The organism is Pseudomonas sp. B111 (assembly GCF_026428275.1).
GTDB classification, from domain to species: domain Bacteria; phylum Pseudomonadota; class Gammaproteobacteria; order Pseudomonadales; family Pseudomonadaceae; genus Pseudomonas; species Pseudomonas aeruginosa.
Genome location: NZ_CP097857.1, coordinates 3,649,931 through 3,674,308, shown reverse-complemented (window position 1 = coordinate 3,674,308; position 24,378 = coordinate 3,649,931). Strand labels below are relative to the sequence as shown.

The 24,378-nt window shown below is 67.9% G+C and carries 23 protein-coding genes; 9 read left to right on the top strand and 14 right to left on the bottom strand.

Annotated elements, in window-relative coordinates; translation table 11 throughout:
- Positions 1-75: 75 nt before the first annotated feature.
- Positions 76-609 carry a C40 family peptidase gene (locus M6E97_RS17020; protein ID WP_003086623.1) on the top strand — a complete coding sequence of 178 codons (534 nt, stop codon included), beginning with the start codon at positions 76-78 and terminating at the stop codon, positions 607-609.
- A gap of 19 nt (positions 610-628) precedes the next feature.
- The gene (locus M6E97_RS17015) at positions 629-1,291 is read left to right on the top strand and encodes an O-methyltransferase (RefSeq protein ID WP_003086626.1); all 663 of its coding nucleotides are present in this window, start codon (positions 629-631) and stop codon (positions 1,289-1,291) included.
- Positions 1,292-1,298: 7 nt separating this feature from the next.
- On the opposite strand, the gene M6E97_RS17010 is transcribed toward M6E97_RS17015, so the two are convergent.
- Complete coding sequence (locus tag M6E97_RS17010) at positions 1,299-2,213, bottom strand: LysR family transcriptional regulator (RefSeq protein ID WP_003082475.1); 915 nt, start codon at positions 2,211-2,213, stop codon at positions 1,299-1,301.
- 300 nt (positions 2,214-2,513) lie between these two features.
- Here M6E97_RS17010 and ycaC point away from each other — a divergent pair, with 300 nt between their 5' ends.
- The 7 genes from ycaC to M6E97_RS16975 all read left to right on the top strand — a co-directional run bounded on the left by ycaC (position 2,514) and on the right by M6E97_RS16975 (position 9,384).
- Positions 2,514-3,131 (top strand): isochorismate family cysteine hydrolase YcaC, encoded by a 618-nt coding sequence (gene ycaC, locus M6E97_RS17005; protein WP_003082476.1) that lies wholly within the window; start codon positions 2,514-2,516, stop codon positions 3,129-3,131.
- Between the two features lie 142 nt (positions 3,132-3,273).
- Entirely contained in the window at positions 3,274-3,681 is a 408-nt protein-coding gene (locus M6E97_RS17000) for an OsmC family protein (protein WP_003123126.1), read from the top strand.
- 28 nt (positions 3,682-3,709) lie between these two features.
- Positions 3,710-4,267: an NAD(P)H-dependent FMN reductase gene (locus M6E97_RS16995; protein WP_003082483.1), complete on the top strand. Its 558-nt coding sequence runs from the start codon at positions 3,710-3,712 to the stop codon at positions 4,265-4,267.
- A 26-nt stretch (positions 4,268-4,293) separates the two neighbouring features.
- Positions 4,294-5,241, top strand: a complete 948-nt coding sequence (locus M6E97_RS16990) for a pirin family protein (protein ID WP_003133691.1) — start codon at positions 4,294-4,296, stop codon at positions 5,239-5,241.
- A 159-nt stretch (positions 5,242-5,400) separates the two neighbouring features.
- Positions 5,401-5,874, top strand: coding sequence for an SRPBCC family protein (locus tag M6E97_RS16985; protein ID WP_003082488.1), 474 nt, complete (start codon positions 5,401-5,403; stop codon positions 5,872-5,874).
- Between the two features lie 2 nt (positions 5,875-5,876).
- Positions 5,877-7,718, top strand: a complete 1,842-nt coding sequence (kefB, locus tag M6E97_RS16980; RefSeq protein WP_003086638.1) for a glutathione-regulated potassium-efflux system protein KefB — start codon at positions 5,877-5,879, stop codon at positions 7,716-7,718.
- A gap of 166 nt (positions 7,719-7,884) precedes the next feature.
- Positions 7,885-9,384: a flavin-containing monooxygenase gene (locus M6E97_RS16975; RefSeq protein WP_033984968.1), complete on the top strand. Its 1,500-nt coding sequence runs from the start codon at positions 7,885-7,887 to the stop codon at positions 9,382-9,384.
- 16 nt (positions 9,385-9,400) lie between these two features.
- On the opposite strand, the gene M6E97_RS16970 is transcribed toward M6E97_RS16975, so the two are convergent.
- The 13 genes from M6E97_RS16970 to M6E97_RS16910 form a co-directional block, all read right to left on the bottom strand.
- Positions 9,401-10,336, bottom strand: coding sequence for a DedA family protein/thiosulfate sulfurtransferase GlpE (locus M6E97_RS16970; protein WP_003133680.1), 936 nt, complete (start codon positions 10,334-10,336; stop codon positions 9,401-9,403).
- A gap of 181 nt (positions 10,337-10,517) precedes the next feature.
- Entirely contained in the window at positions 10,518-11,216 is a 699-nt protein-coding gene (locus tag M6E97_RS16965; RefSeq protein WP_003133679.1) for a pirin family protein, read from the bottom strand.
- A gap of 117 nt (positions 11,217-11,333) precedes the next feature.
- On the bottom strand, positions 11,334-11,969 hold the full coding sequence (locus M6E97_RS16960; RefSeq protein ID WP_003133677.1) for an alpha/beta fold hydrolase: 636 nt from the start codon (positions 11,967-11,969) through the stop codon (positions 11,334-11,336).
- Entirely contained in the window at positions 11,966-13,195 is a 1,230-nt protein-coding gene (locus tag M6E97_RS16955) for an MDR family MFS transporter (protein WP_003082502.1), read from the bottom strand. Before M6E97_RS16955 ends, M6E97_RS16960 begins: the two co-directional genes overlap by 4 nt.
- The gene (locus M6E97_RS16950) at positions 13,192-14,151 is read right to left on the bottom strand and encodes a clavaminate synthase family protein (protein ID WP_003082503.1); all 960 of its coding nucleotides are present in this window, start codon (positions 14,149-14,151) and stop codon (positions 13,192-13,194) included. The genes M6E97_RS16955 and M6E97_RS16950 overlap by 4 nt, the downstream gene beginning before the upstream one ends.
- The gene (locus M6E97_RS16945; RefSeq protein ID WP_009315495.1) at positions 14,148-15,746 is read right to left on the bottom strand and encodes an asparagine synthetase B family protein; all 1,599 of its coding nucleotides are present in this window, start codon (positions 15,744-15,746) and stop codon (positions 14,148-14,150) included. The genes M6E97_RS16950 and M6E97_RS16945 overlap by 4 nt, the downstream gene beginning before the upstream one ends.
- Positions 15,746-17,224, bottom strand: a complete 1,479-nt coding sequence (locus M6E97_RS16940) for a long-chain fatty acid--CoA ligase (protein ID WP_023118313.1) — start codon at positions 17,222-17,224, stop codon at positions 15,746-15,748. Before M6E97_RS16940 ends, M6E97_RS16945 begins: the two co-directional genes overlap by 1 nt.
- A gap of 9 nt (positions 17,225-17,233) precedes the next feature.
- The gene (locus tag M6E97_RS16935) at positions 17,234-17,980 is read right to left on the bottom strand and encodes a class I SAM-dependent methyltransferase (protein WP_003112447.1); all 747 of its coding nucleotides are present in this window, start codon (positions 17,978-17,980) and stop codon (positions 17,234-17,236) included.
- Positions 17,977-19,344: a 2-isopropylmalate synthase gene (locus M6E97_RS16930; RefSeq protein ID WP_003086676.1), complete on the bottom strand. Its 1,368-nt coding sequence runs from the start codon at positions 19,342-19,344 to the stop codon at positions 17,977-17,979. The genes M6E97_RS16935 and M6E97_RS16930 overlap by 4 nt, the downstream gene beginning before the upstream one ends.
- On the bottom strand, positions 19,341-20,219 hold the full coding sequence (locus M6E97_RS16925) for a phytanoyl-CoA dioxygenase family protein (RefSeq protein WP_003116358.1): 879 nt from the start codon (positions 20,217-20,219) through the stop codon (positions 19,341-19,343). The genes M6E97_RS16930 and M6E97_RS16925 overlap by 4 nt, the downstream gene beginning before the upstream one ends.
- The gene (locus M6E97_RS16920) at positions 20,216-20,830 is read right to left on the bottom strand and encodes an alpha/beta fold hydrolase (protein ID WP_003133668.1); all 615 of its coding nucleotides are present in this window, start codon (positions 20,828-20,830) and stop codon (positions 20,216-20,218) included. The genes M6E97_RS16925 and M6E97_RS16920 overlap by 4 nt, the downstream gene beginning before the upstream one ends.
- A complete protein-coding gene (locus M6E97_RS16915) occupies positions 20,824-22,086 on the bottom strand; it encodes a hypothetical protein (RefSeq protein ID WP_019485853.1) in 1,263 nt (420 codons plus the stop codon). Before M6E97_RS16915 ends, M6E97_RS16920 begins: the two co-directional genes overlap by 7 nt.
- Positions 22,083-23,903, bottom strand: a complete 1,821-nt coding sequence (locus tag M6E97_RS16910; RefSeq protein ID WP_023094140.1) for a non-ribosomal peptide synthetase — start codon at positions 23,901-23,903, stop codon at positions 22,083-22,085. The genes M6E97_RS16915 and M6E97_RS16910 overlap by 4 nt, the downstream gene beginning before the upstream one ends.
- Positions 23,904-24,378: the final 475 nt, after the last annotated feature.

Genomic DNA, 24,378 nt, shown 5'->3' with positions numbered 1-24,378 from the left:
GTTTTACTTTAAGTATTGCGTTTAACTCCTTGTCGTAGCAAAGTGGAAGCATTCCTCACCAGGAAGGCTTCCACTATGCATGCACTGGCCCGATTCTCGATCCTCGCCTTTGCTGCGCTGCTTACCGCCTGCGCCAGCAAAGCGCCGCCCCCCGCGCCCGCCAAACAGGTCGTATTCCGTCCGGCGACGAATTTCTCGCCCGCCGCCGACGATGTGCTGTTCCGTGCCCTCGGCCTGGTCGGCACGCCCTACCGCTGGGGCGGCAACACGCCCGATTCGGGCTTCGATTGCAGCGGCCTGATCAACTTCGTCTACCGCGACATGACTGGCATCAAGCTGCCGCGCTCGACCCGCGAGATGATTTCCATGCGCGCGCCCAGCGTGCCGGTGCAGGCCCTGCAGACCGGCGACCTGGTGTTCTTCGCCACCTCCGGTGGACGCACCGTGAGCCATGCCGGCATCTACGTCGGCGAGGGTCGCTTCGTGCATGCGCCGCGCACCGGCGGCACGGTGCGCCTGGACAGCCTGCAGAACAGCTACTGGCAACGCGCGTACCTGGACGCCAAGCGCGTGCTGGTCGCGCCGTCGCCCTTGGCGCGGATGCCCTGAGGCGGGGAGGTCAGGGCCGATGACCACCCGCACCCTCAACCTCGACGATAACCTCTACCGCTACCTGCTGGACGTTTCGCTGCGGGAAACCCCGCTGATGACCCGCCTGCGCGAGGAAACCGCGAAGCTGCCCAACGCGCGCTGGCAGATCGCCCCCGAACAGGGCCAGTTCATCGCCTTGCTGCTGACCCTGATCGGCGCGCGGCGGGCGCTGGAGGTCGGCACCTTCACCGGCTACAGCGCCCTGTGCATGGCTACCGCCCTTGGCGAGCAGGGGCGCCTTACCTGTTGCGACCTGCCCGGCGACTACCATCTCACCGCGCGCCGCTACTGGCGCGAAGCCGCTGTCGAGGAGCGCATCGAGCTGCGCCTCGGGCCCGCCCTGGAAACCCTGCGTGCGTTGCTCGACGAAGGTCTGGCCGGGCAATTCGACCTGGCCTTCATCGACGCCGACAAGGCCAACTACCCCGAATACCTGGAGGCCGCGCTGGCGCTGGTGCGCCAGGGTGGGCTGGTGCTTTTCGACAACGTGCTGTGGAGCGGCCGGGTACTCGAAGCGCAGCCGAAGAGTGCGGATACCCGCGGCATCCAGCAGCTCAACCTGGCGCTGAAGAACGACGCGCGGGTGGACTACTCGCTGCTGCCGATCGGCGACGGGCTGAGCGTCTGCCGCAAGCGCTGAGCGAGGCTCAGCGCACGCCCCACGGCGGGCTGCCCAGGGCCTGCTGGAGAAACTGGACGAACAGCTTCACCTTCGGCGAGAGGGTCGCCGCTCGCGAATACATGGCGTAGATCAGGTCGTCCAGCGGCCGCTCCTGGGGCAGGGCCTCGACCAGCCGGCCGGCGGCCAGGTCTTCGGCGGCGATGAACAGCGGCAGCATCGCCAGGCCCAGGCCACGCACCGCGGCGTCGCGCATGGTCTGGCCGTTGTTGGTGTTGAAGCGTCCGCGCGGGGTGATCATCCGCGCCGGCTCGCCGGCCACCCGCGGCTCGAAGCTCCATAGCTGCGACGGGGTGTTGTGGCTGTAGCCGATGCAGGGATGGCAGAGGATGTCTTCGATACGTTGCAGCGGGCCGTGCCGTTCCAGGTATTCCGGGCTGCAACACACTACCCGGCGGCTGGTGCCCAGTTGGCGGGCGATCAGCGAGCTGTCCTGCAGGCGGGTGATGCGGATCGCCAGGTCGTAGCCTTCCTTCTCGAAGTCGACGATCCGGTCGTCCAGTTGCAGGACCACTTCCAGGCGCGGGTTGCGCGCCATGAATTCCATCACCAGCGGCCCCAGCCAGAGCGTGCCGAAGCTCATCGGCGCCATCACCCGCAATTCCCCGCACAGGTCGTTCTCGCGCAGGGCCACGCTTTCCGCGGCGTTGTTCAGGTCCTGCAGCGAGGCCTTGGCCGACTTGTAGAAGAAGCCGCCGGCCTCGGTCGGCTCGACGTTGCGCGTCGAGCGGTAGAGCAGGCGCACGCCGAGGTGGCGCTCCAGGTCGCTGACGCGTTTGCTGATCACGGACTTGGACAGGCTCATGCGTTCGGCGGCGGCGCTGATGCTGCCCAGCTCGACCACGTTGAGGAAGGCCTGTATGTCTTCAAGGCGCAGGCTCATGGCGAATCTCGAAACAATCGGGAGGCAGACTGTCGCATGCGGGAGAACTCCTGGTAAGGGGACGCGCGCGTCGAACGTGCAGGAACGGCAATGGCAGGGCAAGCGTAGCGCGCCCGGGGAATGGCATTGTTCTGGTATCGAGAACACCGTTTTCGCATTTTGCCGGGCGGTAAATCGCTGTCGCTGTCACTACTCTTGATGGGCGGCGTGCGCTCCCGAGACCGCCCATGCATGCCTCCCAGGAGGCGCTTCGTTTCACACCGCGCGGCGACGGACGCCGCCCGAGACCGGAGAAACACCATGTCCTTCACCTACAAGCGACTCGACAAGAACGATGCGGCGGTGCTGTTCGTCGACCACCAGGCAGGCCTGCTCTCCCTGGTCCGCGATTTCAGCCCGGACGAGTTCAAGAACAACGTCCTGGCATTGGCCGACATCGCCAGGTTCTTCAACCTGCCGACCATCCTCACCACCAGCTTCGAGGACGGCCCCAACGGCCCGCTGGTGCCGGAACTCAAGGAAATGTTCCCGCAGGCCCCGTACATCGCCCGCCCCGGCAACATCAACGCCTGGGACAACGAGGACTTCGTCAAGGCGGTCAAGGCCACCGGCAAGAAGCAACTGATCATCGCCGGCGTGGTGACCGATGTCTGCGTAGCCTTCCCGACCCTCTCGGCGCTGGAGGAAGGGTTTGACGTATTCGTCGTCACCGACGCCTCCGGCACCTTCAACCCGGTGGTGCGCGACGCCGCCTGGGCGCGCATGACCGCCGCCGGCGCGCAACTGATGAACTGGTTCAGCGTCGGCTGCGAACTGCACCGCGACTGGCGCAACGACATCGAAGGCTTCGGCGCCATCCTCGGCGGCCACCTGCCGGCGTACGCCAACCTGATCCAGAGCTTCGGCACGAAGAAGTAAGCCGGCTTCGCCGCTGTCCCGGACACAAGGCACTCCGGCCATCGGGTGCCTTGTGTCGTTTTCCGTCCAGGTGTTTTCATCGGAACGCCGCTTCGCCGGAACCCGAGGTTCCGGCACGCCCCCCATGCACAGGAGAAACCCCATGGCTACCCAGGTCGTCAACGCTTCCCTCGGCACCACCCCTTACCGCGTGACCCTCGGCGACGACAGCCACCAGTGGCTGAGCGACGTGCCGGCCGCCCTCGGCGGCGGCGACAGCGGTCCCTCGCCGCACGAGATCCTGCTCTCGGCGCTGGGCGCCTGCACGGCGATCACCGTGGCGATGTACGCGCAGCGCAAGGAGTGGCCGCTGGAAGGCATCGACGTGCAACTGGACATCGTCGAGGAACGCACCAAGCCGGAGCCTTTCACCCATATCCGCCGCGACATCCGCCTGGCCGGCGATCTCGACGCCGAGCAACGCCAGCGTCTGCTGGAGATCGCCAATGCCTGCCCGATCCATCGTGTACTCTCCGGAGAGGTCAGCGTCAGCAGCCAACTGCGCGACTGAACCCCGCACACACATCGAGGAGCACGGCATGAGCGACGACATCAAGGTATTGGGCATTTCCGGCAGCCTGCGCAGCGGCTCCTACAACAGCGCGGCGCTGCAGGAGGCGATCGGTCTGGTTCCGCCGGGCATGAGCATCGAATTGGCGGACATCTCCGGCATCCCGCTGTACAACGAGGACGTCTACGCCCTCGGCTTCCCGCCCGCGGTGGAACGCTTCCGCGAGCAGATCCGCGCGGCGGACGCGCTGCTGTTCGCCACCCCGGAATACAACTATTCGATGGCCGGGGTGCTGAAGAATGCCATCGACTGGGCCTCGCGGCCGCCGGAGCAGCCGTTCTCCGGCAAGCCGGCGGCGATCCTCGGCGCCAGCGCCGGGCGTTTCGGCACCGCGCGGGCGCAGTATCACCTGCGCCAGACGCTGGTGTTCCTCGACGTTCATCCGCTGAACAAGCCGGAAGTGATGATCTCCAGCGCGCAGAACGCCTTCGACGCCCAGGGCCGGTTGCTCGACGACAAGGCGCGCGAGCTGATCCAGCAGCAGTTGCAGGCCCTGCAGCTATGGGTGCGCCGCCTGCGCGGTTGAATGCCTCGTCACCGGAGAGCCTGAACATGAGCAATACCGAAGAGCGCTGCGACCTGTCCTCCTCGCGGGACTGTCCGGAGCGCCGCGACCACCTGCTGCAACGAGTCACCGCGCGTGCCGCGGAAATCGGCGGCGGGATCACCGTCAGTCGGCTGATGCCGTCGCGCCAGCGGCGGATGATCGGTGCCTGGTGCTTCCTCGACCATGCCGGTCCCGCCGAATTCGAACCCGGCGGCGGCCTGGCCGTGGGCCCGCACCCGCACATCGGCCTGCAGACCTTCACCTGGATGATCCAGGGCGAGGCGTTGCACCGCGACAGCCTGGGCAACGTCCAGGTGATCCGTCCGGGCCAGGTCAACCTGATGACCGCCGGCCATGGCATCGCCCACACCGAGGAGTCGCTGCCCGACGAGCGCCACGCCCACGCCGCGCAGTTGTGGATCGTGCTGCCCTACGAGCAGCGCGACATCGCCCCGGCCTTCGACCATCATCCCGACCTGCCGCGCTGGCAGGAGCAGGGGGTCACCTTCACCCTGCTGGCCGGCGCTCTGGACGGGCGGCAGGCGCCGTGCCGGCTTTACTCGCCGCTGCTCGGCGCCGACCTGGCCTGCGACGATGGCTCGACCCTGCAACTGACGCTCGACCCGCACTTCGAGTACGGCCTGCTGCCGCTGGAAGGCGGGTTGGAAGTGGGCGGCGAGCATTTCGCGGTGAACGAACTGGCCTACCTGGGCGACGGCCGCGACGGCCTGCAACTGCAACTCGATCCTGGCGCGCGGGTGCTGTTGCTGGGCGGCGCACCGTTCGGCGCGGAGATCTTCATGTGGTGGAACTTCGTCGGCCACAGCAAGGGTGAGATCGCCCGGGCGCAGAAGGCCTGGGAGGAGGGGGATGCCCGCTTCGGCCGGCTCGACGCCCTGGAAGGGCCGCGCTTGAGCGCTCCGCCGATTCCCTGGAAGATCGACGCCGAGTGAGGTCGATGTGCCGCCGGGTGCCCCGGCGGCGTCCTCGAATGCCTGTCGGCGATCGTTGCGGACCTGCGGTCTGGCGATTCGCCGGCAGCGGGAAAACTTTCTGCACCCATCGCCGGTCAGAACTCGCCTATCGCATGCACCGAACAGGAAGTGAGCCACATGCAATTCGAACACCTGGTCCAGGTCAACGACCGGACGCTTGTCGACCTGCCGGTCCTCGACCGGCTGCAACTCTGGGAAGGCCTGGTCTGCCGTGCGCGCGAGCCACAGTATTTCGTCGTCGGCCTGGAGCGTTTCGAGATCCTCGTCGATGACGGCGACCGCCTGCACCGGCGCCTGTACCTGCCGGGTCTGGTGGTCGAGGACGAAGTCGTGCTGAAGGCGCCGGACAGTGCCCACTACAGCATCAAGCCGAGCGCCGAGGTGGCCGGCGGCAGCCTCGACATGACCATCGAGGAGCCGGAGCCCGGCTCGCTGTTCGTGCGTTTCGCCTACTGCACCCGCTACCTGCAGCCGCTGGGCGACGAACTGCCCTACGACGCCTTCGTCAAGCAGGCCTATATCGCCATGGATGTGGAGACCATCGCCACCATCCGCGACCGGTTCGGCGCCAGCGCCGCCAGCGGGAGTTGAGCGTGGAACACGGAAGCAGTTTTCTCCAGTCCGGCGTGGTCTTCCTGATCGCGGCGGTGTTCATGGTGCCGCTGGCCAAGCGCCTGCAACTGGGCGCGGTGCTCGGCTACCTGCTGGCCGGCGTGCTGATCGGTCCCAGCGTGCTGGGCCTGGTGGACAACCCGGAAAGCGTCGCGCAGATCTCCGAGATGGGCGTGGTGCTGCTGCTGTTCATCATCGGCCTGGAGCTGTCGCCGCGGCGCCTGTGGGTGATGCGCAAGTCGGTGTTCGGCGTCGGCCTGCTGCAGGTGCTGCTGACCGGCGTGGTGATCGGCACCGTGGCCCTGGTCGGCTTCGACCAACCGGTGAACAGCGCGGTGGTGCTCGGCCTGGGCCTGGCGCTGTCGTCCACCGCCTTCGGCCTGCAGATACTCGCCGAGCGCAAGGAACTGACCCAGCCCCATGGCCGCCTGGCCTTCGCCATCCTGCTGTTCCAGGACATCGCGGCGATCCCGCTGATCGCCATGATCCCGCTGCTCAGCGGTGCGCACAGCGACGCCGGCGGCAGCGAACTGACCCAGACCCTCAAGGTGGTCGGCAGCATCGCCGCGGTGGTGGTCGGCGGCCGCTACCTGCTGCGCCCGGTGTTCCGCATCGTCGCCCAGACCAAGCTGCAGGACATGTCCACCGCCACCGCGCTGCTGGTGGTGATGGGCACCGCGCTGCTGATGGAGCTGGCCGGTGTGTCCATGGCCCTCGGTGCCTTCCTCGCCGGCCTGCTGCTGGCCGACTCGGAGTACCGCCACGAACTGGAGGCGCAGATCGAGCCGTTCAAGGGCCTGTTGCTCGGCCTGTTCTTCATCAGCGTGGGGATGAGCGCGGACATCAGCCTGCTGCTAAAGTCGCCGTGGATGGTGCTCGGCCTGACCGTGCTGCTGATCGCCCTGAAGGCGCCGGTGCTGTACTTCGTCGGACGCATTTCCGGCGGCCTCGACAAGGCCTCGGCGCTGCGCCTGGGCGTGGTCCTGGCGGCCGGCGGCGAGTTCGCCTTCGTCGTGTTCAAGATGGCCCGCGACCAGGGCCTGTTCCAGAACGACCTGCACAACCTGCTGGTGCTTTCCATCACCCTGTCGATGGCCCTGACCCCGTTGCTGGTACTCGGCCTCGCGCGCCTGCTGGCGAAGGAGCCGGAGGCGACGAAGCCGCCGCCGGAAATGGAACGCATCGACAACGACGACACCCCGCGCGTGGTGATCGCCGGGGTCGGCCGCATGGGCCAGATCGTCGCTCGCGTGCTGCGCGCCCAGCGCGTGCCGTTCATCGCCCTGGACACCTCGGTGGAGACCATCGAGCTGACCCGTACCCTCGGCGCGATCCCGATCTTCTACGGCGACCCGATGCGCCCGGAGATCCTTCGCGCGGCCCAGGTAGAGAAGGCCGAGTTCTTCGTCATCGCCACCGATGACCCGGAGACCAACATCGAGACGGCCAAGCGCGTGCGCAAGCTGTATCCGCACCTGAAGATCATCGCCCGCGCGCGTAACCGCCAGCACGTCCACCTGTTGCTCGACGCCGGGGTCGAGCCGGTGCGCGAGACCTTCTTCTCCAGCCTGGAGATGAGCCGCATGGTGCTCTGCGGCCTGGGTCTGAGCGAGGAACAGGCGGACGCGCGGATCCGTCGTTTCCGCCGGCACGACGAAGAGGTCCTGGCCTCCCAGCACCTGTTCTACAACGACCGCGACGCGCTGATCAAAAGCGCTCGCGAGGCGCGGGTCGAGCTGGAGACGCTGTTCCAGACCGACCAGTTGGAAGACCGTGGCGCGGTAGCGGCGGAGACCCCGGAGAAACCTTCCCGCGCGTCCTAGCGCCCGACCCATGCCGGTACGCCGGCATGGGTGATTCCCACGCCTGGGTCCATACTTTGCGGATATCGCAGTACGAAGGTTGGGATACCCGCGCGGCATCCCCTCTGTAGGGTGGAGGGCATCAGCCCAGCAGACGGCTGGACGCTTCCGCCGATCGAGGAACCTTATGCCTGTCGAACACCTGGACGTACTCATCGTCGGCGCCGGATTGTCCGGCGTCGGCGCCGCCTACCACCTGATGAAGCATTGCCCCGGCAAGAGCTTCGCCCTGCTCGAAGGGCGCGCGGCGATGGGCGGTACCTGGGACCTGTTCCGCTACCCCGGCATCCGTTCCGACTCGGACATGTTCACCCTCGGCTACAACTTCAAGCCATGGAGCGATCCCAAGGCCATCGCCGACGGTCCGTCGATCCGCCGCTACATCGAGGAGACCGCGCGGGAGAACGGCATCGACCGGAAGATCCGCTACCGCCACCGGGTGCTCAGGGCCGACTGGGATTCCGCCAATGCGCGCTGGAACCTCGACGTGCAGCGCGGTGACGAGCCCGAGCCGCTGCGCATGACCGCGCAGTTCCTGCTGATGTGCACCGGCTACTACCGCTACGAGGCCGGCTATACCCCGGAATTCGTCGGTCGCGAGGACTTCGCCGGGCAGGTCGTCCATCCGCAGCTGTGGCCCGAGGACCTCGACTACAGCGGCAAGAAGGTGGTGGTGATCGGTAGCGGCGCGACAGCCGTGACCCTGGTGCCGTCGCTGACCGACAAGGCCGCCCACGTCACCATGTTGCAGCGCTCGCCGTCCTACGTGATCACCCTGCCGCAGAAGGACGCGATCTCCAATTTCCTTCGCCGCTTCCTTCCGGAAACCTGGGTCTACCGCCAGGCGCGGGCGCGCAACGTGGCCATGCAGATGGTCTTCTTCATGCTCGCCAGGACCTTCCCCGGCCTGGTCCGCAAGGTCCTGCTCAAGCTGGCCAGCCTGCAACTGGGCAAGCGCTTCGACATGCGTCACTTCAGCCCGCGCTACAAGCCGTGGGACGAGCGGGTCTGCGCGGTGCCGGACGGCGACCTGTTCAAGGTGCTGCGCAAGGGCAAGGCGTCGGTGGTCACCGAGCACATCGACCGCTTCGTCGAGCGGGGCATTCGCCTGAAGACCGGCGAGGTGCTGGAGGCGGACATCATCGTCACCGCCACCGGCCTCGACCTGGTGATGTTCGGCGGCGCCGAGCTGGCGGTCGACGGCAAGCCGTTCCAGGTCAACCAGAGCATGGGCTATCGCGGCATCATGCTGCGCGACCTGCCGAACCTGGCGGCGGTGGTCGGCTATACCAACGCCAGCTGGACGCTCAAGGCGGACCTCTCCAGCGAATACTTCTGCCGCCTGATCAATCACATGGACGCCACCGGCATGCGCCAGGTGACCGCCCGCGACAGCACCGGCGACGTGCGCGAGGAGCCCTTCCTCAACCTCGACTCCGGCTACATCCAGCGCGCCGCCGAGCGCATGCCCAAGCAGGGCGACCGGATGCCCTGGAAGCTTTACCAGAACTACGTCCTCGACCTGGCGCTGCTGCGCTACGGCAAGGTCGAGGACGGCTACCTGGTGTTCTCCTCGCCGGCGTCGCAGCGGCAAGCCGGCGGCGCAGCGGTGCAGGCCCTGGTCTGAACCCGGCGGGCACCGCTCAGGCGTTCGCCGCGACCTGCCCGTAGGCCTTGCGCCAGGCGTCCAGGCCGCCGGCCAGCGCCCAGGTGCGGGTGAAGCCGGAGGCGTTGAGGCGCTGGGCGAGCATCGCGGCGGAAAGTTCGTGGGGACAGGCGCAATAGATGACGATGCTGGCGTCCCTGAGGTCGCCGGGCAGGTCCTTCAGCGACACGTTCAGTTCCACCGGGATGGCTCCCGGAATGCCGCTCGGCTCGTCTTCGTGATGGGCGCGGACATCGAGGATCACCGGCAATTGCCCCTGTTCGCGAAGGCTTTCCAGTTCCTCCACGCTGATTCGCGGAATCCGCCGGCTGCGCGACAGCAGGCGCTGGCGCTGCCAGAGCTTCCAGGCGATGAAGGCGGCGAAGGCGCCGGCGATCAGCAGCGCGCCGATGGCCGCGTAGTCGCTGAGCAGGGCCAGCAGGTGGTCCACCGCATCGCTGAAGATCACCCCCAGCAGCAGCGCGGAACCGGCCCAGAGTGCCGAGCCGGCGGCGTCGTAGGCGAGGAAGCGGCGCAGGCGGGTGCGGGTCATGCCGGCCAGGGTGGTGGACAACGCACTGGCGCCGGGCAGGAACTTCGACATCAGCAGCGCCCTCGGACCGACCCGCAGGTACATGTTCTGGCTCTGGCGGATGCAACTGTCCTGGGACAGCGAGACCTTGCAGATGCTGCGCAGGAGGAAGCCGCCGTAGTGGCGCCCGGCCAGGTACCAGGCGACGTCCGCCAGCAGGCAGGCGAGCACCACCACCAGCAGGACCACGCCCAGCGGCGCGCCGACGCCCTGCATGGCCAGCGCGCCGGCGACGATCAGCGCCGGGTAGGCGGGGATCGGCAGCCCGGCCTGTTCGCAGAGCACGTTGAGGAACAGCAGGAGCAGCCCGTGGTTCTCCAGCAGGGGTTGCAGTTCACGCATGGCGGAGCCTCTCGAATTCTTCTGCGGGTAGTGTGAGCGCGAAGCGTGAAGCTGGGAAGAACCAAGTCGGCAGGGCCGGAGGCGTTGCGGCGGATAACGCCGCTGCGTCGAGAGAGGCGGCCCTGGGCTGGGGCGAAACGAAAGCAGCCCCTCGCCCGTGGGGGGGCGAGGGGCTGTCGGGTCAGGCCACTTCCACCAGCAGCACTTCGCTGTCTTCCAGGGCCGTGACCTTCAGGGTCGGTTCGTCGCGTACCGCCAGGCCATCGCGGGCCTCGGCGCGCACGCCGTTGACCTCGATGCTGCCGGTGGCCGGCACCAGGTAGGCGCGGCGACCGTTTTCCAGGGCGTACTCGGCGCTCTGGCCGGCCTTCAGGGTCACCGCGGCGACCTCGGCGTCGGCGCGGATGTGCAGCGCTTCGCTGTCCTGCTCGTCGCCGCTGGCGAGAGTGACGAAACGACCGTCGCGCTCGGCCTTCGGGAACGGTTTGGAGCCCCAGCGCGGCTGGTCGCCGCGGCGGTCCGGGATGATCCAGATCTGGAAGATCCGGGTGGTCTCGGCTTCCAGGTTGTACTCCGAATGGACGATGCCGGTGCCGGCGCTCATCACCTGCACGTCGCCGGCCTCGGTGCGGCCCTTGTTGCCCAGGCTGTCCTGGTGGGTGATCGCGCCTTCGCGGACATAGGTGATGATCTCCATGTCGCGGTGCGGGTGCGGCGGGAAGCCGCTGCCGGCGGCGATCTCGTCATCGTTCCAGACCCGCAGGCGGCCCCAGTCCTCGCGCTCCGGGTCATAGTAGTCGGCGAAGGAAAAATGATGACGCGCGTTCAGCCAGCCGTGGTCGGCATGGCCCAGACGGTCGAAGGGACGACGTTCGATCATGATCGGATCTCCATTGGGCCCGTCGCCGCTCGTTTGCGCGAGGGGGCGGGCGGTTGATGGGGTCATCATCCGTCAGATCGTTACGATAAAAAAGTGCTTATTTTCGGCTTTATCTATCTAATTATTAGATTCGATCAGGGCGCGAAGGAAGCGCGGGTCCGCCAGTGCGGCGAGGTGCCCGCCCGGGTATTCCCGCACCCGAGCGTCCAGGCGACGGGCGAAGGAACGTTGCAGCGACGGCGGGCTGAGCCGGTCGGCGGCCGCCACCACGTAGGTGACCGGGCAGGCTGGACGAGTCTGCCGTGGCGAGTCGATCAGCAATTGCGCGGGTTCGCTGGCGCTGGTCGGCACCTCGGCGCCGAGCAGTTCGAGGAAGCCGGCGCGGTCTTCCAGGCGGACCCGCCCTCCGAGCGGGTCGAGGCGGCATAGCCCGAGGAGATTGTCCTGGCCGCTGTCCTGGTAGCTTTCCAGCGCGCCGCCGCCCTCGCTGACCAGCGCGCTGAACAGGTACAGGTGCGCGGCGCGCTCGCCCAGGCGGGCCGCCAGGCATTGCGCCAGGTAGCCGCCGAAGCTGTGGCCGCAGAGTATCACCCGCTCCTCGCCGGCCAGCGTGGTGGCGGCCTGGTCCAGCCAATGCGCCAGGTCGCATCCGGGCGCGTCGCGCAGATGGTCGCAGCTTCGCCAGCCGGCGCCTTCCACGGACCAGGCGGAGCGGCGCAGGAAAAATCCCGAGACCAGCAGCGCGCCGCTCATCCGCCGGCCCGCTCGGCCTGGCGCAGGCCGACCGCGCCGACCTGCAGCAGCATGATCACCCCGCACAGCGCGGCCAGGCCGAGGTACAGCGCCTGGCTGCCGGCATGGTCGAGCATGATCCCGCCGTACAGCGGTGCCAGCGCGGTGCCGAGGCTGTAGAGATTGGCCGCGCCGAAATAGCTGCCGCGCAAGTCGTCGGGGGTCAGTTGGTCGACCTCCACGCTGAAGGTCGGGAACACGATCAGTTCGCCGAGGCTGAGCACCACCGTGGCCAGCGCCAGGCCGGCGAACAGGGTCACCGGGGTCCAGGCGAAGCCTAGCTGGGCCAGGAGCATGAGCAGCATGCCGAGCATCAGGCGGCCGCCGGTGCCGGTGTTTTCCAGCAGGCGGAGGAGGGGAAACTGGGCGACCACTATGGTCAGCGCGTTGATGGTCACCAGCAGGGCGATGCTGTTGACCACGTCGGGCAGACCGCTGCGGGTGAGGTACTGCACGAGGGTCGAATCGAAGGTGGCGTAGATCAGCGCGGCCAGCATGTTGCACAGCAACAGCAGGGTGAAGGCGCGATGCCGGGCCATGCTCAGGCAGGCTTCGAGGAACCCGGTCGAGGATCGCGGGGCAAGGCTGCGCCGCTTAAGTTCGAGGTGGTGCAGCAGGCGCCAGAGCAGCAGGCCGTAGCAGAAGTAGACCAGCGCGGTGACCAGGAAGGTGCCGGCCTGGGCGGCGACGCCGAGGGTCAGGCCGATCAGCGGGCCGAGGGCGGCGCCCAGGTTGATCAGGAAGTACCGGCAGTAGAGCGCCAGTTCCCGCGAGCGGCGATCCTCGACGCGGTCGCCGATCAGCGCCTTGCAGCTCGATTCGAGCAGGGCGCAGCCGATGCTCACCCCGGAGATCGCCAGTCCGTAGGACAGCGGCTGGCCGCTGAAGCCCAGCAACACGAAGGAAAGCCCGCTGAGGCTGGTGCCGAAGAAGATCAGGCGCTTGCGCCCGAAACGATCCGACAGCCAGCCGGTGTAGATGCCGCTGAGCGCGCCGCAGACGGTCGCCAGCGCCAGCAGCAGGCCGATGGCGCTGGCGGACAGCCGGAACTCGCGCCACAGCAGCAATGCCAGGAACGGCCAGACCATGAAGTAGGCGCCGCGGGTCAGCAGCGTACCGACGAGCATCACGTGGATTTCCGTCGGCAGGGCGCGGAAGCGTTGCACGCTGAAGGTGTTGTCGCTCACGGGCGGGGCTCCTGGGCGAGGGGACGGATGCCGCCGCGCAGGCTGCCGGCGGCTACCTGGTGGAACAGCGGCAGGAAGCTTTCCGGCAGTTCGCGGGTGAATTCGCTGCTCAGCCAGCAGCGCAGCAGGCAGCGGCGCTGCCGCTCGTCGTCGCTGAACTCGGTGCGCGCGTGCAGGGTGGTGTGGTTGTTCACCAGCACCAGCATGCCCTTGCTGAAGTCCAGTTCGGCATAGCCGTCGGCGCGTTCGATCGCCTCGTCCAGGCCGTCGAGCATGCTTCGCACCTGCGGGGCGAGGCTTAGCCCGTGGCGCGTCACCGATTCGTTGAACTTGCGGATATAGCGCAAGACGAAGGTCCGTGGGGTTTCCGTGAGCAGCGGCACCAGCGCGTAGTCGGCGTCGCCTTCGTCGCGCAGGTCGTGGGGGATCGGTTGGCCGAGCAGGGGCAGCCAGGCCGGATTGGCGGCTTCCAGGGTGGCGAGGACGTCGGCCGAGGAACGGATGCGGAAGGCGCCGCCCCGGCGTGCCGGCGACCAGCAGGCGAGCACCGTGAGGTCGGCGCGATCGGAGTGGAAGGCCAGTTCCTGGCTGGTCAGGTGGCCGCGCTGCGGCGCGTCGCGGGCGTCGCGCAGACCGAGGTCGCGCACTTCCTTGAGGTACTCGCCGTTGCGGTTGATCGCCACGGTGCGTCCCAGCCATTGGCAGAATGCGCGGAACACCCGCTGGAATTCGTCCTCGGCGAGTCCGCGCAGCAGCGCGGAATCGTGCAGCAGCACGCCGCTGCCGTGCTCCAGTTCGTGATGCAGGCGCTGGCGCAGGAGAGCCTCCGCGCTATCCGCGGGACGCCGCTCCAGCAGGCGCGCGAACAGCGTTTCCAGGCCGGCGGCGAAAGCGGCCGAAGCGCAGAACACCGCGTTGCCCCGCCAGGGCGCGGGGCGACGATGGATGGTTGTCATAGCGAGGCTCCGTATTCCTGCTGCCAGAGCGACAGGGTGGTGAGGGTGAACAACTGGTCGCCGGGCAGCGCCGCGACGCTCGGTGCGTCCAGGCCTTCCAGGCCGAGGTCGTGGAGCGCCGGCAGACGTTCGGCGAGGTGCCGGCGCATTTCCCCGAGGGCCTGCGGCCAACGTTCGAACGGCAGGCGGAAATGCCGTTTCGGCTGTGCCTGCCAGCGTTTCTCGCGCTGCTCCAGGAGCGCCACCAGCGGAGCCTTGGCGGTGTCGCCGACGATCCGCTGGAGGCGCCCGGCGCGCTGCGCCAGGGCGCCATGCAGGTAGGGGGTGCGCGCTTCGATGGTGCGCGACATCAGCAGATGGTCGGCGCGTCGCAGCAGCGGCTCCAGCGAGTAGTGCAGGTCGAACTGGCCGATCGCCGCCTCGAGGCCCTGGCCGAGGGCCTCGTGGGCGAGTTCCTCGATCCGCTCGGCGACCCGTCGGCCCGCCGGTTCCGCCAGCAGCGTAGCCTTGCGCCGGTACTCGCCGAACCAGGCGGTGGCGAAGCGCCGCGGTTCCGGTGCGTCGCGCCGGCGCCAGAGTTCGAGATGGCGCGGGTAGCCCCAGAACAGTTCGTCGGCGCCTTCGCCGAGAAGCACGCAGTGATAGCCCTGCTCGCCGATACCGTCGGCCAGGCGCTGGTACATCAGCAGGCTGGACATCCGTGTCGCCCCGCCGAAGTTGCCGACCGCGCGACGCAGCAGCGGCATGAAGGCTTCCTGGCGCAGCTCGAAGCGTTGCAGCCGAGGGTGTGGCAGCAGGCTTTCCTCGTCGCCTTCCAGGCACAGGTGGAAGCGTTGCAACTGCGGGTCCAGGTAGCTGCCGAGCAGGTTGGAATCGACCCCGCCGCTGACCAGCAGGGCGCAGGGGCGGAAGGTCTGGCGGCAGCGTTCGAGGGTTTCGCCGAGCTGCTCGTCGAGGCTGTCCGCCTCGCTGGCCGGGGCGGTGGCCAGCCGCTGGCGCTGGCAGAGGCGCGGACGCTCCTGGGAGAGATCGAAGCGCAACACCTCGCCGGGCAGCAGCAGACGGACCTGCTGGAACAGGGTCTGGCCTTCCAGCGGCACGCCGGCGGCGACCACCTGGGCGATCGCCTCGGCGTCGGCGCGGGCGCCGCCGAGCAGGTGCAGCAGCGCCCGCGGCTCGGAGGCGAAGGCCAGCAGGCCGCGCTCGGGCTGGTAGCTGTAGTACAGCGGCTTGATGCCGAACTCGTCGCGCAGCAGGGTCAATTGCCGGGTCTGCGGGTCCCAGCTGGCGAGGGCGTACATGCCGTCCGGCAGTACCCCGCGCTGCAAGCCGTCGAGCAGCAGGCGGATCTCGCCATGGATTTCGCAGCCGGCCTGGTAGACCTCGCCGTTGTAGGCGACCCGCCGCTGACCCTCCTGCGGCGGCAGCGGCACCGCCGCGGCGCCGGACATCGGCAGGCGGGTCATGCCGATGGCGCCGTTCGGCAGGGCCGCGATGCCCTCGCCGAACGGACCCCGATGGGCCAGCAGGCGTAGCGCTCCGGCGAAGCGCGAGACACTGAAACCGGTGCCGATGTAACCGAGGATGCCGCACATCACGAGGCTTCCCGTTGCAGCAGGGCGGCGAGCGCACGGCGGTCGTGCTTGCCGGCGCCGTTCAGCGGCAGGGCCTGGTGCGACAGCACCACGCGCTGCGGCGCGCGGAGGGTGCCGAGCTGCTGCTGGAGCCAGGGCAGGAAGGCGAACTCGACCTGCGGCGCGGTGTGGATCACGGCGACATAGTCTTCGCCATAGAGCGGGCAGTCGACCTTCAGGCAGCAGACGTCGATCACCTCGTCCAGGCCGTTGAGCGCCCGTTCGCATTCATTCAGGTGGAACAGGTTGCCGCCCTTGTTGATGGTGCCGTCGCAACGGCCGAGGACGTGCACGCAGCGGTCCTCGTCGAAGTAGGCGAGGTCCTGGGTGTTCAGCCAGCCGTCCTCGAGCACCTGGGCGGTCAGGTCGGGGCGGTTGACGTAGCCGGAGAACAGGCTCGGCGTGCGCACCCACAGGCGCCCGCGTTCGCCGCTGCCCTCCAGCGGGCGGCCGTCGGGGTCGGTCAGCTTGAGTTCCAGGCCGACGGCCGGTCCCACCGAGTTGTCGAACGCGTCGCCGCGACGCTTGCCGAAGAGGAAGGCGAAGCCGCACTCGCTGAGGCCGTAGATGTTCGCCAGCGCCGCGTAGTCGCGCTGGAAGGCCGCCTGCAGGTCGGCGTCCAGGCGCGCCGAGCCGGCGACGCAGAGCAGGCGCTGCAACGGCAAGCGGCGCGGCGGCGGGGAGCCTTCCTTGACCATGTGGTTGACCACCGGCGGCACCAGGTAGAGGAAACTGATGCCGAAGCGTTCCACGTATTCCCAGAAGCCTTCGCTGTCGGCCCAGCAGTGCAGCGGCAGGAGCACCGCGCTGCCGCCGTACAGCAGCGGGAAGAGGAAATTGATGCCGAGGATGCCCAGGCCGCTGATCCGGTAGAAGCAACCGGAGCGCGTGTGCTCCCCGATGCCCAGGCAGTCGCGGCCGATGCGGTAGGCATGGAGCATGGCCTGCTGGCTGAGTTCGATGCCTTTCGGCTGGCCGGTGGTGCCCGAGGTGAACAGGATCATGTGGCTGTGCGCGGCGCGGTCGAGCCGGCGCGTCGCGCTGCGCTCGAAGTCCAGCGCCAGGCGCAGCCCGGCCAGCGCGCCCTCGAGCGGATGTTCGCTGGCCAGCGCGTCCAGGCGCATCTCGTCGACGATGGCCTGCTTCGCGGCCTCCCCCCACTCGGGATCGATCAGCACCAGATGCTTGCCCGCGCGCATGACCGCATAGATCAGGCAGAGGTTGCGGTAGCTGTTGTCCAGCAGCACGCCGACACTGCGGCAGGCATGCGCGGCGATCTGCTCGGCGAGGGCGTCGACCTGGCGGTCGGCGTCGCCCCAGGTGTATTCCAGCGGTCGCTCCGGCTCGCGGGCGTCGATCAGGAACGGCCGCCGCGGGTCGGCGCTGCCGAGATGGCGGAGGGTGCTGTCGAGCGATACGGGTACGGGGAGGCTGCTCATGCCGGCTCCTCAGCGATTCAGCGCGGTGAAGGCGTGGATGTCGAAGTTCACCGCCACCTGCGGCGCGCTCTCGATCTCGCGCACCGCGGCGATGAAGCGGTCGGCGTAGTCTTCGCCGCCTTCCTGCTCGATGTAGCGGGTCACGTAGCTGGTGGAGAGGAAGAACAGCGCGACCTCCTCCGGGCTGAGGAAGATGATGTTGGCGAACACTTCGCGGCGGCAGTCGCGCAGGTGCGGGCAACTGCCCATGATCTCCAGGGTGTCGTCATAGCGGGTCAGGCGCGGGTCGCGGTGTTTGGCCCACTTGTTCACCAGTTCGTGCTCGATGAAGTCGCGCAGCGGCCCGTAGGCGATCGGGAAGTCGTACTTGTAGGCGCAGAACAGCCCGCCGGGGGTCAGCCAGTCGGCCATGCGCGTCAGCACCTGCTTGCGGTCCATCCAGTAGAAGGAGGTGGCGCTGGTGACCAGGTCGAAGCGGCGTTGCGGCGCGAAGGTTTCCGCCGGCGACACGCTGAAGCGGATCTCCGGGTAGTTCTCGCGGGCCTTGGCGATCAGCGCCTCGCCCAGGTCGCTGCCTTCCACGTAGCGGAACCAGGGTTGCAGGCGGACGGTCGAGACGCCGTTGCCGCAGCCGATGTCCAGCGCCGCTTCGCGTGCCGGGGCGCGTTCGGCGAGGTTGCGGTAGAGCGAATCCGGATAGGCGATCTTGCCGCGGACCACGTTGTAGGCGTCTGCGTGCTTGTCGAACTGCTTCATTGGGTAATCTCCAGTAGGCTCTCGTGGTAATCGCCCTTGTGGACGAAATTGATGTAGGTGCCGCTGCCGCCGAGGTAGCGGTAGCTGTGCTCGACGCCGGCGGGGATGAACACGCTGGCCGGGCTCTGCAAACGGCGCAGCTGGCCGCCTAGCAGGACTTCCACCTCCAGGCCGCGGTAGTCCTCGTCGCTGCCGAGGAACAGGAACACCGAGTCGCAGTTGTGCACGTGGCTGTCGACGTGGCCCGGCCCGCCGTCGCCGACGTCGTGGAACTGGCGGGCGATGAAGTAGAACGGCGAGCCGTCGAGCAGGCGCCGGTCGAGCATGACGAAGCGCTTGCCGGGGCCGTGGCGGTGGTACTTCAGTTCGCTGGCGGATTTCTCGAAAGGCGTGAGGAACAGGGATTGGCGGTGCATCGGCGTGTAGCGTTGCAGCGAGACGCGGCCGTTGATCAGTTCCGGATCGAAGGCGCTGTAGGCGTCCTGGTTTTCCTGCATGGCCAACTGGTGCAGGCGGGCGACATGGACGAAGGCGTTCTCGCCGACCACCGGGTGCATCGGCGAACGCTTGATCCGGCTGTGCGCCTCGACCAGCTCGGAGACCGCGAGGACGTTCTTCAGGTTGAAGCGGTCGGCGGCGAACTTGGTGTGCAGCAGGGTCAGCAACTGGAAGGTATCGGTGATCCCGGCGCGTTCGCCGATCCCGTTGCAGCTCGCCGAGTGCCACTGGACCCCGGCCTGGATCGCCGCCAGGGTGTTGCCCAGGGCCAGGCCGCGGTCGTTGTGCACGTGGTACTCGAAGACCACGTCGGGGAACTCGTGGCGCAGCAGAGAGAGCACGTCGAAGGTCTCGTCCGGCAGCAGGATGCCGACGCTGTCGGCGAAGCAGATGCGATCGGCGCCGGCGTCGCGCGCGGTGGCGATCATGCTGACCAGGTCGCTGACCGAGGTGCGCGCGGCGTCTTCCACCGTGGCCCGGACCCGCAGGCCGCGTTCGCGGGCGTAGCGGATCGCGTCGTGGAACAGTTCGAGCACCTCCTCGCGGTTCATGCCCTTGAACTTGGTTTCCAGCGAGATCGCGTTGATCGAGGCGAACAGCCCGACCCACTGGGCACCGGTTTCCAGCACCGCGTCGATATCCTCCCGGCGCGCCCGGGCGTGGGCCAGCACCGGCGTGGAAACCGCCGCCACCACGGCGCGTACCCGCTCGCGTTCGTCCGCGGAAATCCGCGGGTGGCCGCACTCGATCATATCCACCCCCAGCGCCGCGATTTCCCTCGCCAGCTGGACCGACTGCGCGCTGTCGAAGCTGCACTGGCGGGCCTGGCACCCCTCGCGCAGGGTGCAGTCGATGACCCGGATCATCGTCTCGCTCCCGCGTCCGAGGCCGACAGCGTCGCCAGCCGCGGCTCCCTGATGAAGTCGTGGATCTTCGGCGCATGGCCGAACTGGCGGGAGAAACGGGCGAGGAAGGTGACCATCTTCAGCGAGTAGTCGCACAGCTGCGGAAGATAGTGGTCGAGGTTGTCCTCGGTGATTGCCTCGTCCGGGAACACGCTTTTCAGGTTGGAAGCGATCCAGGTTTTCATGCTGTCCTCTCGATTCAGTTGGTGGAATTCGTCGTCGTCGACGAAGACGATCGGCATGCCGATGCGCAGCTGGCCGCTGCGGTTGTTGTGGCTGCCATGTGCGGTGCGGGCGGGCCAGACCAGGACGTCGCCGGCGTCCAGCTCGGCATCCACCAGTTGCTCGCGGGAAATGCCGTTGGCCTGGAGGTCGATGCACTTGAACATCGGGTAGGCGAGGTCGAACTCGTGGGGGAAGATGGTGCGGTCGTCGGGGTAATAGAACATCCCGCCGTTGTCGTTCCGCGATGGGGTCAGGGCGACCCAGAAGGTCTGCGCGCTTTCGTAGCGCTTCTCCCACAGCGCGATGTCCTGGTGCAGCGGGATGTAGGACTCGTCGGCATGGCGCTTGATGAACGCCGCGTGGCGCAGCAGGCGCGGCTTGCGCAGATGGTCGCGGACCAGCGCGTCGAGCCCGGAGCGGGCGAACCAGTCGTCCCAGAAGAGCGGGTCGTGGCGGTGCAGGTTGCGCACCTTCTTCGCCTCGCGGCGCTCGTCGTCGGCGATGTCGAATTCCGGTTCCAGCGCCGGGTCCGGCCGCTGCGCCGCGGCGAGGATCCAGTCCAGCGCCTGTTGGCGCAATTGCGGGGATACCACCTGCCGATAGTGTTTCATTGGACGGACTCCTTGCTGACGGTGTGGACGATGAAATCGATCACCGCCGGGTCCTGCAGGGCCAGGTGGTGCGGACGCTCGCAGGGGAAGGTGTCGAGCTGCTCGATCAGGTCGCACCAGCGTTCGGCGGCCGGGTCGCGGCCGGCGTCGTCCCGGCAGCGCACCCAGCTGGCGCGGGCGAGGCGATGGCGGGGCTGCCAGCGGCCGAACAGCTCGACATTGCGCAGCAGGACCTCTTCGCGCAGTTCGCCAAGCTCGCTCATCAGGGCGATCCATTCGCGCATCTCGGCGCTCAGCCAGCGCTGGTATTGCTCGCTCGGCGGCATTCGCCGCAGGGCCGGCCAGGGCAGGTGGCTGTCGATCATCAGCAGGCGGCTGGCCGGCAACTGGCGGGCCATCTCGTAGCCGACCAGGCCGCCGAAGGAATAGCCGATCAGCCAGTCCGGTTCTTCCGCCAGGCCGTCGAGTACCTGGCTGGCGAGGGCTTCGATGCTGGCGTAGGCATCCAGCCGGTGGTAGTCGACCGGCCGGCAGTCCGTTGCGCCGAGGCGTGCCAGCAGCCCGCGGAAGCAGCTCGGGTGGCCGATGAAGTCAGGCAGCAGGATCAGCACGGGCGCAGCGCCTCGGCCATGGCCGCCGCCAGCGCCAGGGTCCGTTCGCGGCCGAAGCGGCTGGCCAGGCTGGCGTCCCAGCCGCCGTCGTCGCGCCGGACCAGGGTCAGGGTCAGCGGCAGGCGGCTCTTCAGCGTCGGCCGGTGGATGAACCCGGCGCTGCGGAACGGCTGGTCGATGACATTGATCATCACCTGGGCGTCGGCATAGCGCAGTCCGGCCCGTTCGGCGATGGCCTCTGCCGGCAGCAGGCTGTGCTCGAAGGCCTCGAGCCTGTGTCGTTCGAAGGTATCCTCGGCGGTCGCGGCGTCCAGCAGCAGCGGCACCAGGTTCAGCCAGCAACCGGAAACCGCCGTGCCTCGGCGACTGCGCAGGCTGACCGGGGTCAGCGCCAGGACCTTGCCGGTGGCGCCCTGGCTGGCCAGGGCGAGAGCCAGGGCGCAGGCGAGCCGGGTCAGCAGGGCGGCTTCGCCGTCTCCTGGCGTGGCGGCCAAGCGGAAATCCTCGCAATGGCTGGCGCGCTCCGCCCAGGGCAGGCTCGCCAGTTCACGGAACGCCTCGCCGCGCTCGCTCCAGTAGTCTTCCAGCCTGGTCCTGCGCTCGCGCAGCTGGCGCTCCAGGCGCCATTGCTGCTGGAGGAAGCCGAACTCGGGGGCCGCCGCTTCGGTCGTGGGGTCGGCGTTGAGCACGGCCAGGCGGGCCAGCAGCACGCTGGCGAAGTCGGCGTCGGCGACCAGGTGATGCAGCCAGACGCCCCAGCGCGCACGTCCTCCGCAGCGCCCGTGGAACAGTCGCAGCAGGCCGCGCTCGAACAGGGAATGCGGGTGTTGCAGCAGCGCTGCGATGAGCGCGTCTTCGTCGGCGAAGGGGCCGACTTCCAGCGCCGGGCTCTCCTCGGGCCGCCCGTGGACGACCAGTTCGAAACCTTCCGCGCCGCTGTCCACCTGGCTGTCGAGCAACGGGAACTCTTCGCGCAGGCGCCGTCCCAGGCGCGTCAGGTCGGATGCCGGCACCTTGGCCGGAGCCAGGTAGCAGAGGCCGAAGCGGGTCAGGTCGGCGCCGAGCAGCTCGCTGAAGACCATCCCGCAGGACCAGGGCGACAGGTCGACGTGCAAGGACTGCGCGGCCTCATCCGGCATCGGTTGGTGCCGCAGGCGGTCGCGCTCGGAGGGGGACAGGCGGTGCCAATCGCCGACCACCACCAGGTGCTCGCGGAACCAGTGGTAGCGCACCTCCGCGGAGAGACCGACGTTCATGCCGCGCTCCTCGACAGCACCAGCGGCTGCTCCGGCGTCGCCGCCCGTTCCAGCAGACGCTCCGGCGCCAGGCCGTGGCTGCGCAGGAGACGGCTGAACTGGTCGAGGCGCGAGTTTGCCTGCAAGTCGGCGAGTCCCAGGTTTGCTCCCGCACCCGCCGTTTGACAGAGGGCGACCAGTTGCAGGGCGAGCAACGAGTTGCCGCCGCAGAGGAAGAAATCCTGGTCGGCGGCGCCGACCTCGCAACCCAGCAATTCGCTCCACAGCTGCGCGCAGCCGCGTTGGTCGGGATCGAGCGCGCTGGCGCAGCGCTCCAGCGGTTCTTCCAGGCGGCGCAGCAGGGCGGCGCGGTCCAGCTTGCCGTGCGCCGTCAAGGGCAAGGCCTCGACCCGGACGCAGGCATGCGGGCGCTGCCAGGTGGGCAGTTGGCGGAGCAGGGCCTGCGGGCTGGCGTCGGCTTTTCCCGTCCAGGCGCAGAGCAGTTGCTTGACGCCGTTGCGCTCGCGGACCAGCAGGGCGCAGTCGAGGATGCCCGGCTGGCGGCGCAAGCGCTGTTCCAGGGCGGGGAGGTCGAGGCGATAGCCGTTCAGCTTGACCTGGCCATCGCCGCGGCCGATGAAGCGCAGCCGGCCCTGCTCGTCGTAGCGAGCGCGGTCGCCGGTACGGTAGGCACGCAGGAGGCGGCCGCGATAGGGCAACTCGACGAAGCTGGCGCGGGTGCGCGCCGCATCGTTCCGATAACCCTGCGCCAGGCCGGCGCCGAAGGCGACGATCTCCCCGGCCCGGTCGGGCTCGGCGATCTCCTGTCCGTGCTCGTCGAGCAGGAGCACCGCGGTGCCGGCGATGGCCTTGCCGATGGGGATGTCGTCTTCCTCGAGGTCGTCGTCGGTGACGACATGGCAGCAGGTGAAGGTGGTGTTCTCCGTCGGTCCGTAGCCATTCACCAGGTGCAGTCGCGGATGCCGCAGCAGCGCCCGGCGCACGTGCGGCACCGAGAGGATGTCGCCGCCGGTGAGCAACTGGCGAAGGCCGCCGAGGCAGTCCGGGTCGAGGTCCACCAGGGTGTTGAACAGCGAGGCGGTGAGCCAGGCGCTGTCGGCTCCGCGCTCGTCGATCAGCCGGCGCAGCACGCCCGGGTCGAGGGGGCCGAGGTCGTTCAGCACGCAGCAGCCGCCGTTGAGCAGCGCGCCCCAGATCTCCAGGGTCGCCGCATCGAAGGACAGCGGCGAGTTCACCAGGAAGCGCATCTGCGGAGCGAACGCGAGGAACGACTGGCCCAGGCACAGACGGGTAATGCCGGCGTGGGTGCAGGCGATGGCTTTCGGGCGGCCGGTGGTGCCCGAGGAGAAGTTGATGTAGGCGATCTGGTCCGCCGCGAAGCATGGCCGGGCGACCGAGGCTGGAGCGGCAGGCAGGTGCCTGACCGGGACGCAGGGAAGACCGTTGCCGGGCGTCGGCGTGGTCGAGCAGTCGAGGATCAGGCGGCAGTCGACCTGCCGGCACAACTCTGCATTCCAGGCCGCCGGTTGTTTCAGGTCTATATATAAGTAGTGATGGCCGGATAATAGTATGGCGAGCAGGCAGACAATGCTTTCCCGAGAATATTCGCCGTACACTCCAAGACAAACTCCCGGCTGCGGATAATGCTCGAGAAGATAGTCTGAAAGTTGTTCGGCGCTATGCAGGAGTTGCCGATAGTCGACACTTCCGAAACGGTCCCTGATGGCTTCGCGATGGGGATGAAGCGCTGCCATTTCGCTGAAGCGGGCCACCACCGTTGGGTGCGCGTACAGGTCGAGCAGGGAGTTCTGGGACATTCTGGCGATCGCCTTTTTTCGAAAAAATGAGTCCATCTGCCGGCTTCTTCGGCTAAATGAAGGGTTTTTGGTTTTTCGTGAGGACGGCGGCCGAGTCTTCCCGGGAACTGCCAGTCGTCCGCCGCCCACCGGCTCGCTCACGCGAGCGGCAAGCGTCGAGGCGCCTTGCCCGGAAAAACGTTATGGAAATACGGAGTGCCGTCGACTCAAGGGCAGTCAACTGCTGCCATGCAGACTTATCGTCAGGAAAGAGAGAAAAGCGATGAGAATGGATTCACGGTCACGCATTGCACTTCCACCTTGCGTTGGGTTTCCGAAGTGTTTCGCTGTGTGTGTTTTTATATGTTTCGTGGGTATTTAAAATAAGATACAAATTTCCCCTCACAACTATGAGAATTGGTAGTTGGCGAAAGGGCGGTATGAGGGGCGTCGAAGCGCGCCGGCTGATGGCTTTTTGCCGAGGCAGGCTGCCGCG

Excerpts from the sequence above, each read along its gene's own strand:
- M6E97_RS17020 (WP_003086623.1), top strand. The coding sequence starts at position 76 with ATGCATGCACTGGCCCGATTCTCGATCCTCGCCTTTGCTGCGCTGCTT.
- M6E97_RS17015 (WP_003086626.1), top strand. The coding sequence starts at position 629 with ATGACCACCCGCACCCTCAACCTCGACGATAACCTCTACCGCTACCTG.
- M6E97_RS17010 (WP_003082475.1), bottom strand. The coding sequence starts at position 2,213 with ATGAGCCTGCGCCTTGAAGACATACAGGCCTTCCTCAACGTGGTCGAG.
- ycaC (WP_003082476.1), top strand. The coding sequence starts at position 2,514 with ATGTCCTTCACCTACAAGCGACTCGACAAGAACGATGCGGCGGTGCTG.
- M6E97_RS17000 (WP_003123126.1), top strand. The coding sequence starts at position 3,274 with ATGGCTACCCAGGTCGTCAACGCTTCCCTCGGCACCACCCCTTACCGC.
- M6E97_RS16995 (WP_003082483.1), top strand. The coding sequence starts at position 3,710 with ATGAGCGACGACATCAAGGTATTGGGCATTTCCGGCAGCCTGCGCAGC.
- M6E97_RS16990 (WP_003133691.1), top strand. The coding sequence starts at position 4,294 with ATGAGCAATACCGAAGAGCGCTGCGACCTGTCCTCCTCGCGGGACTGT.
- M6E97_RS16985 (WP_003082488.1), top strand. The coding sequence starts at position 5,401 with ATGCAATTCGAACACCTGGTCCAGGTCAACGACCGGACGCTTGTCGAC.
- M6E97_RS16975 (WP_033984968.1), top strand. The coding sequence starts at position 7,885 with ATGCCTGTCGAACACCTGGACGTACTCATCGTCGGCGCCGGATTGTCC.
- M6E97_RS16970 (WP_003133680.1), bottom strand. The coding sequence starts at position 10,336 with ATGCGTGAACTGCAACCCCTGCTGGAGAACCACGGGCTGCTCCTGCTG.
- M6E97_RS16965 (WP_003133679.1), bottom strand. The coding sequence starts at position 11,216 with ATGATCGAACGTCGTCCCTTCGACCGTCTGGGCCATGCCGACCACGGC.
- M6E97_RS16960 (WP_003133677.1), bottom strand. The coding sequence starts at position 11,969 with ATGAGCGGCGCGCTGCTGGTCTCGGGATTTTTCCTGCGCCGCTCCGCC.
- M6E97_RS16950 (WP_003082503.1), bottom strand. The coding sequence starts at position 14,151 with ATGACAACCATCCATCGTCGCCCCGCGCCCTGGCGGGGCAACGCGGTG.
- M6E97_RS16945 (WP_009315495.1), bottom strand. The coding sequence starts at position 15,746 with ATGTGCGGCATCCTCGGTTACATCGGCACCGGTTTCAGTGTCTCGCGC.
- M6E97_RS16940 (WP_023118313.1), bottom strand. The coding sequence starts at position 17,224 with ATGAGCAGCCTCCCCGTACCCGTATCGCTCGACAGCACCCTCCGCCAT.
- M6E97_RS16935 (WP_003112447.1), bottom strand. The coding sequence starts at position 17,980 with ATGAAGCAGTTCGACAAGCACGCAGACGCCTACAACGTGGTCCGCGGC.
- M6E97_RS16930 (WP_003086676.1), bottom strand. The coding sequence starts at position 19,344 with ATGATCCGGGTCATCGACTGCACCCTGCGCGAGGGGTGCCAGGCCCGC.
- M6E97_RS16925 (WP_003116358.1), bottom strand. The coding sequence starts at position 20,219 with ATGAAACACTATCGGCAGGTGGTATCCCCGCAATTGCGCCAACAGGCG.
- M6E97_RS16915 (WP_019485853.1), bottom strand. The coding sequence starts at position 22,086 with ATGAACGTCGGTCTCTCCGCGGAGGTGCGCTACCACTGGTTCCGCGAG.
- M6E97_RS16910 (WP_023094140.1), bottom strand. The coding sequence starts at position 23,903 with ATGTCCCAGAACTCCCTGCTCGACCTGTACGCGCACCCAACGGTGGTG.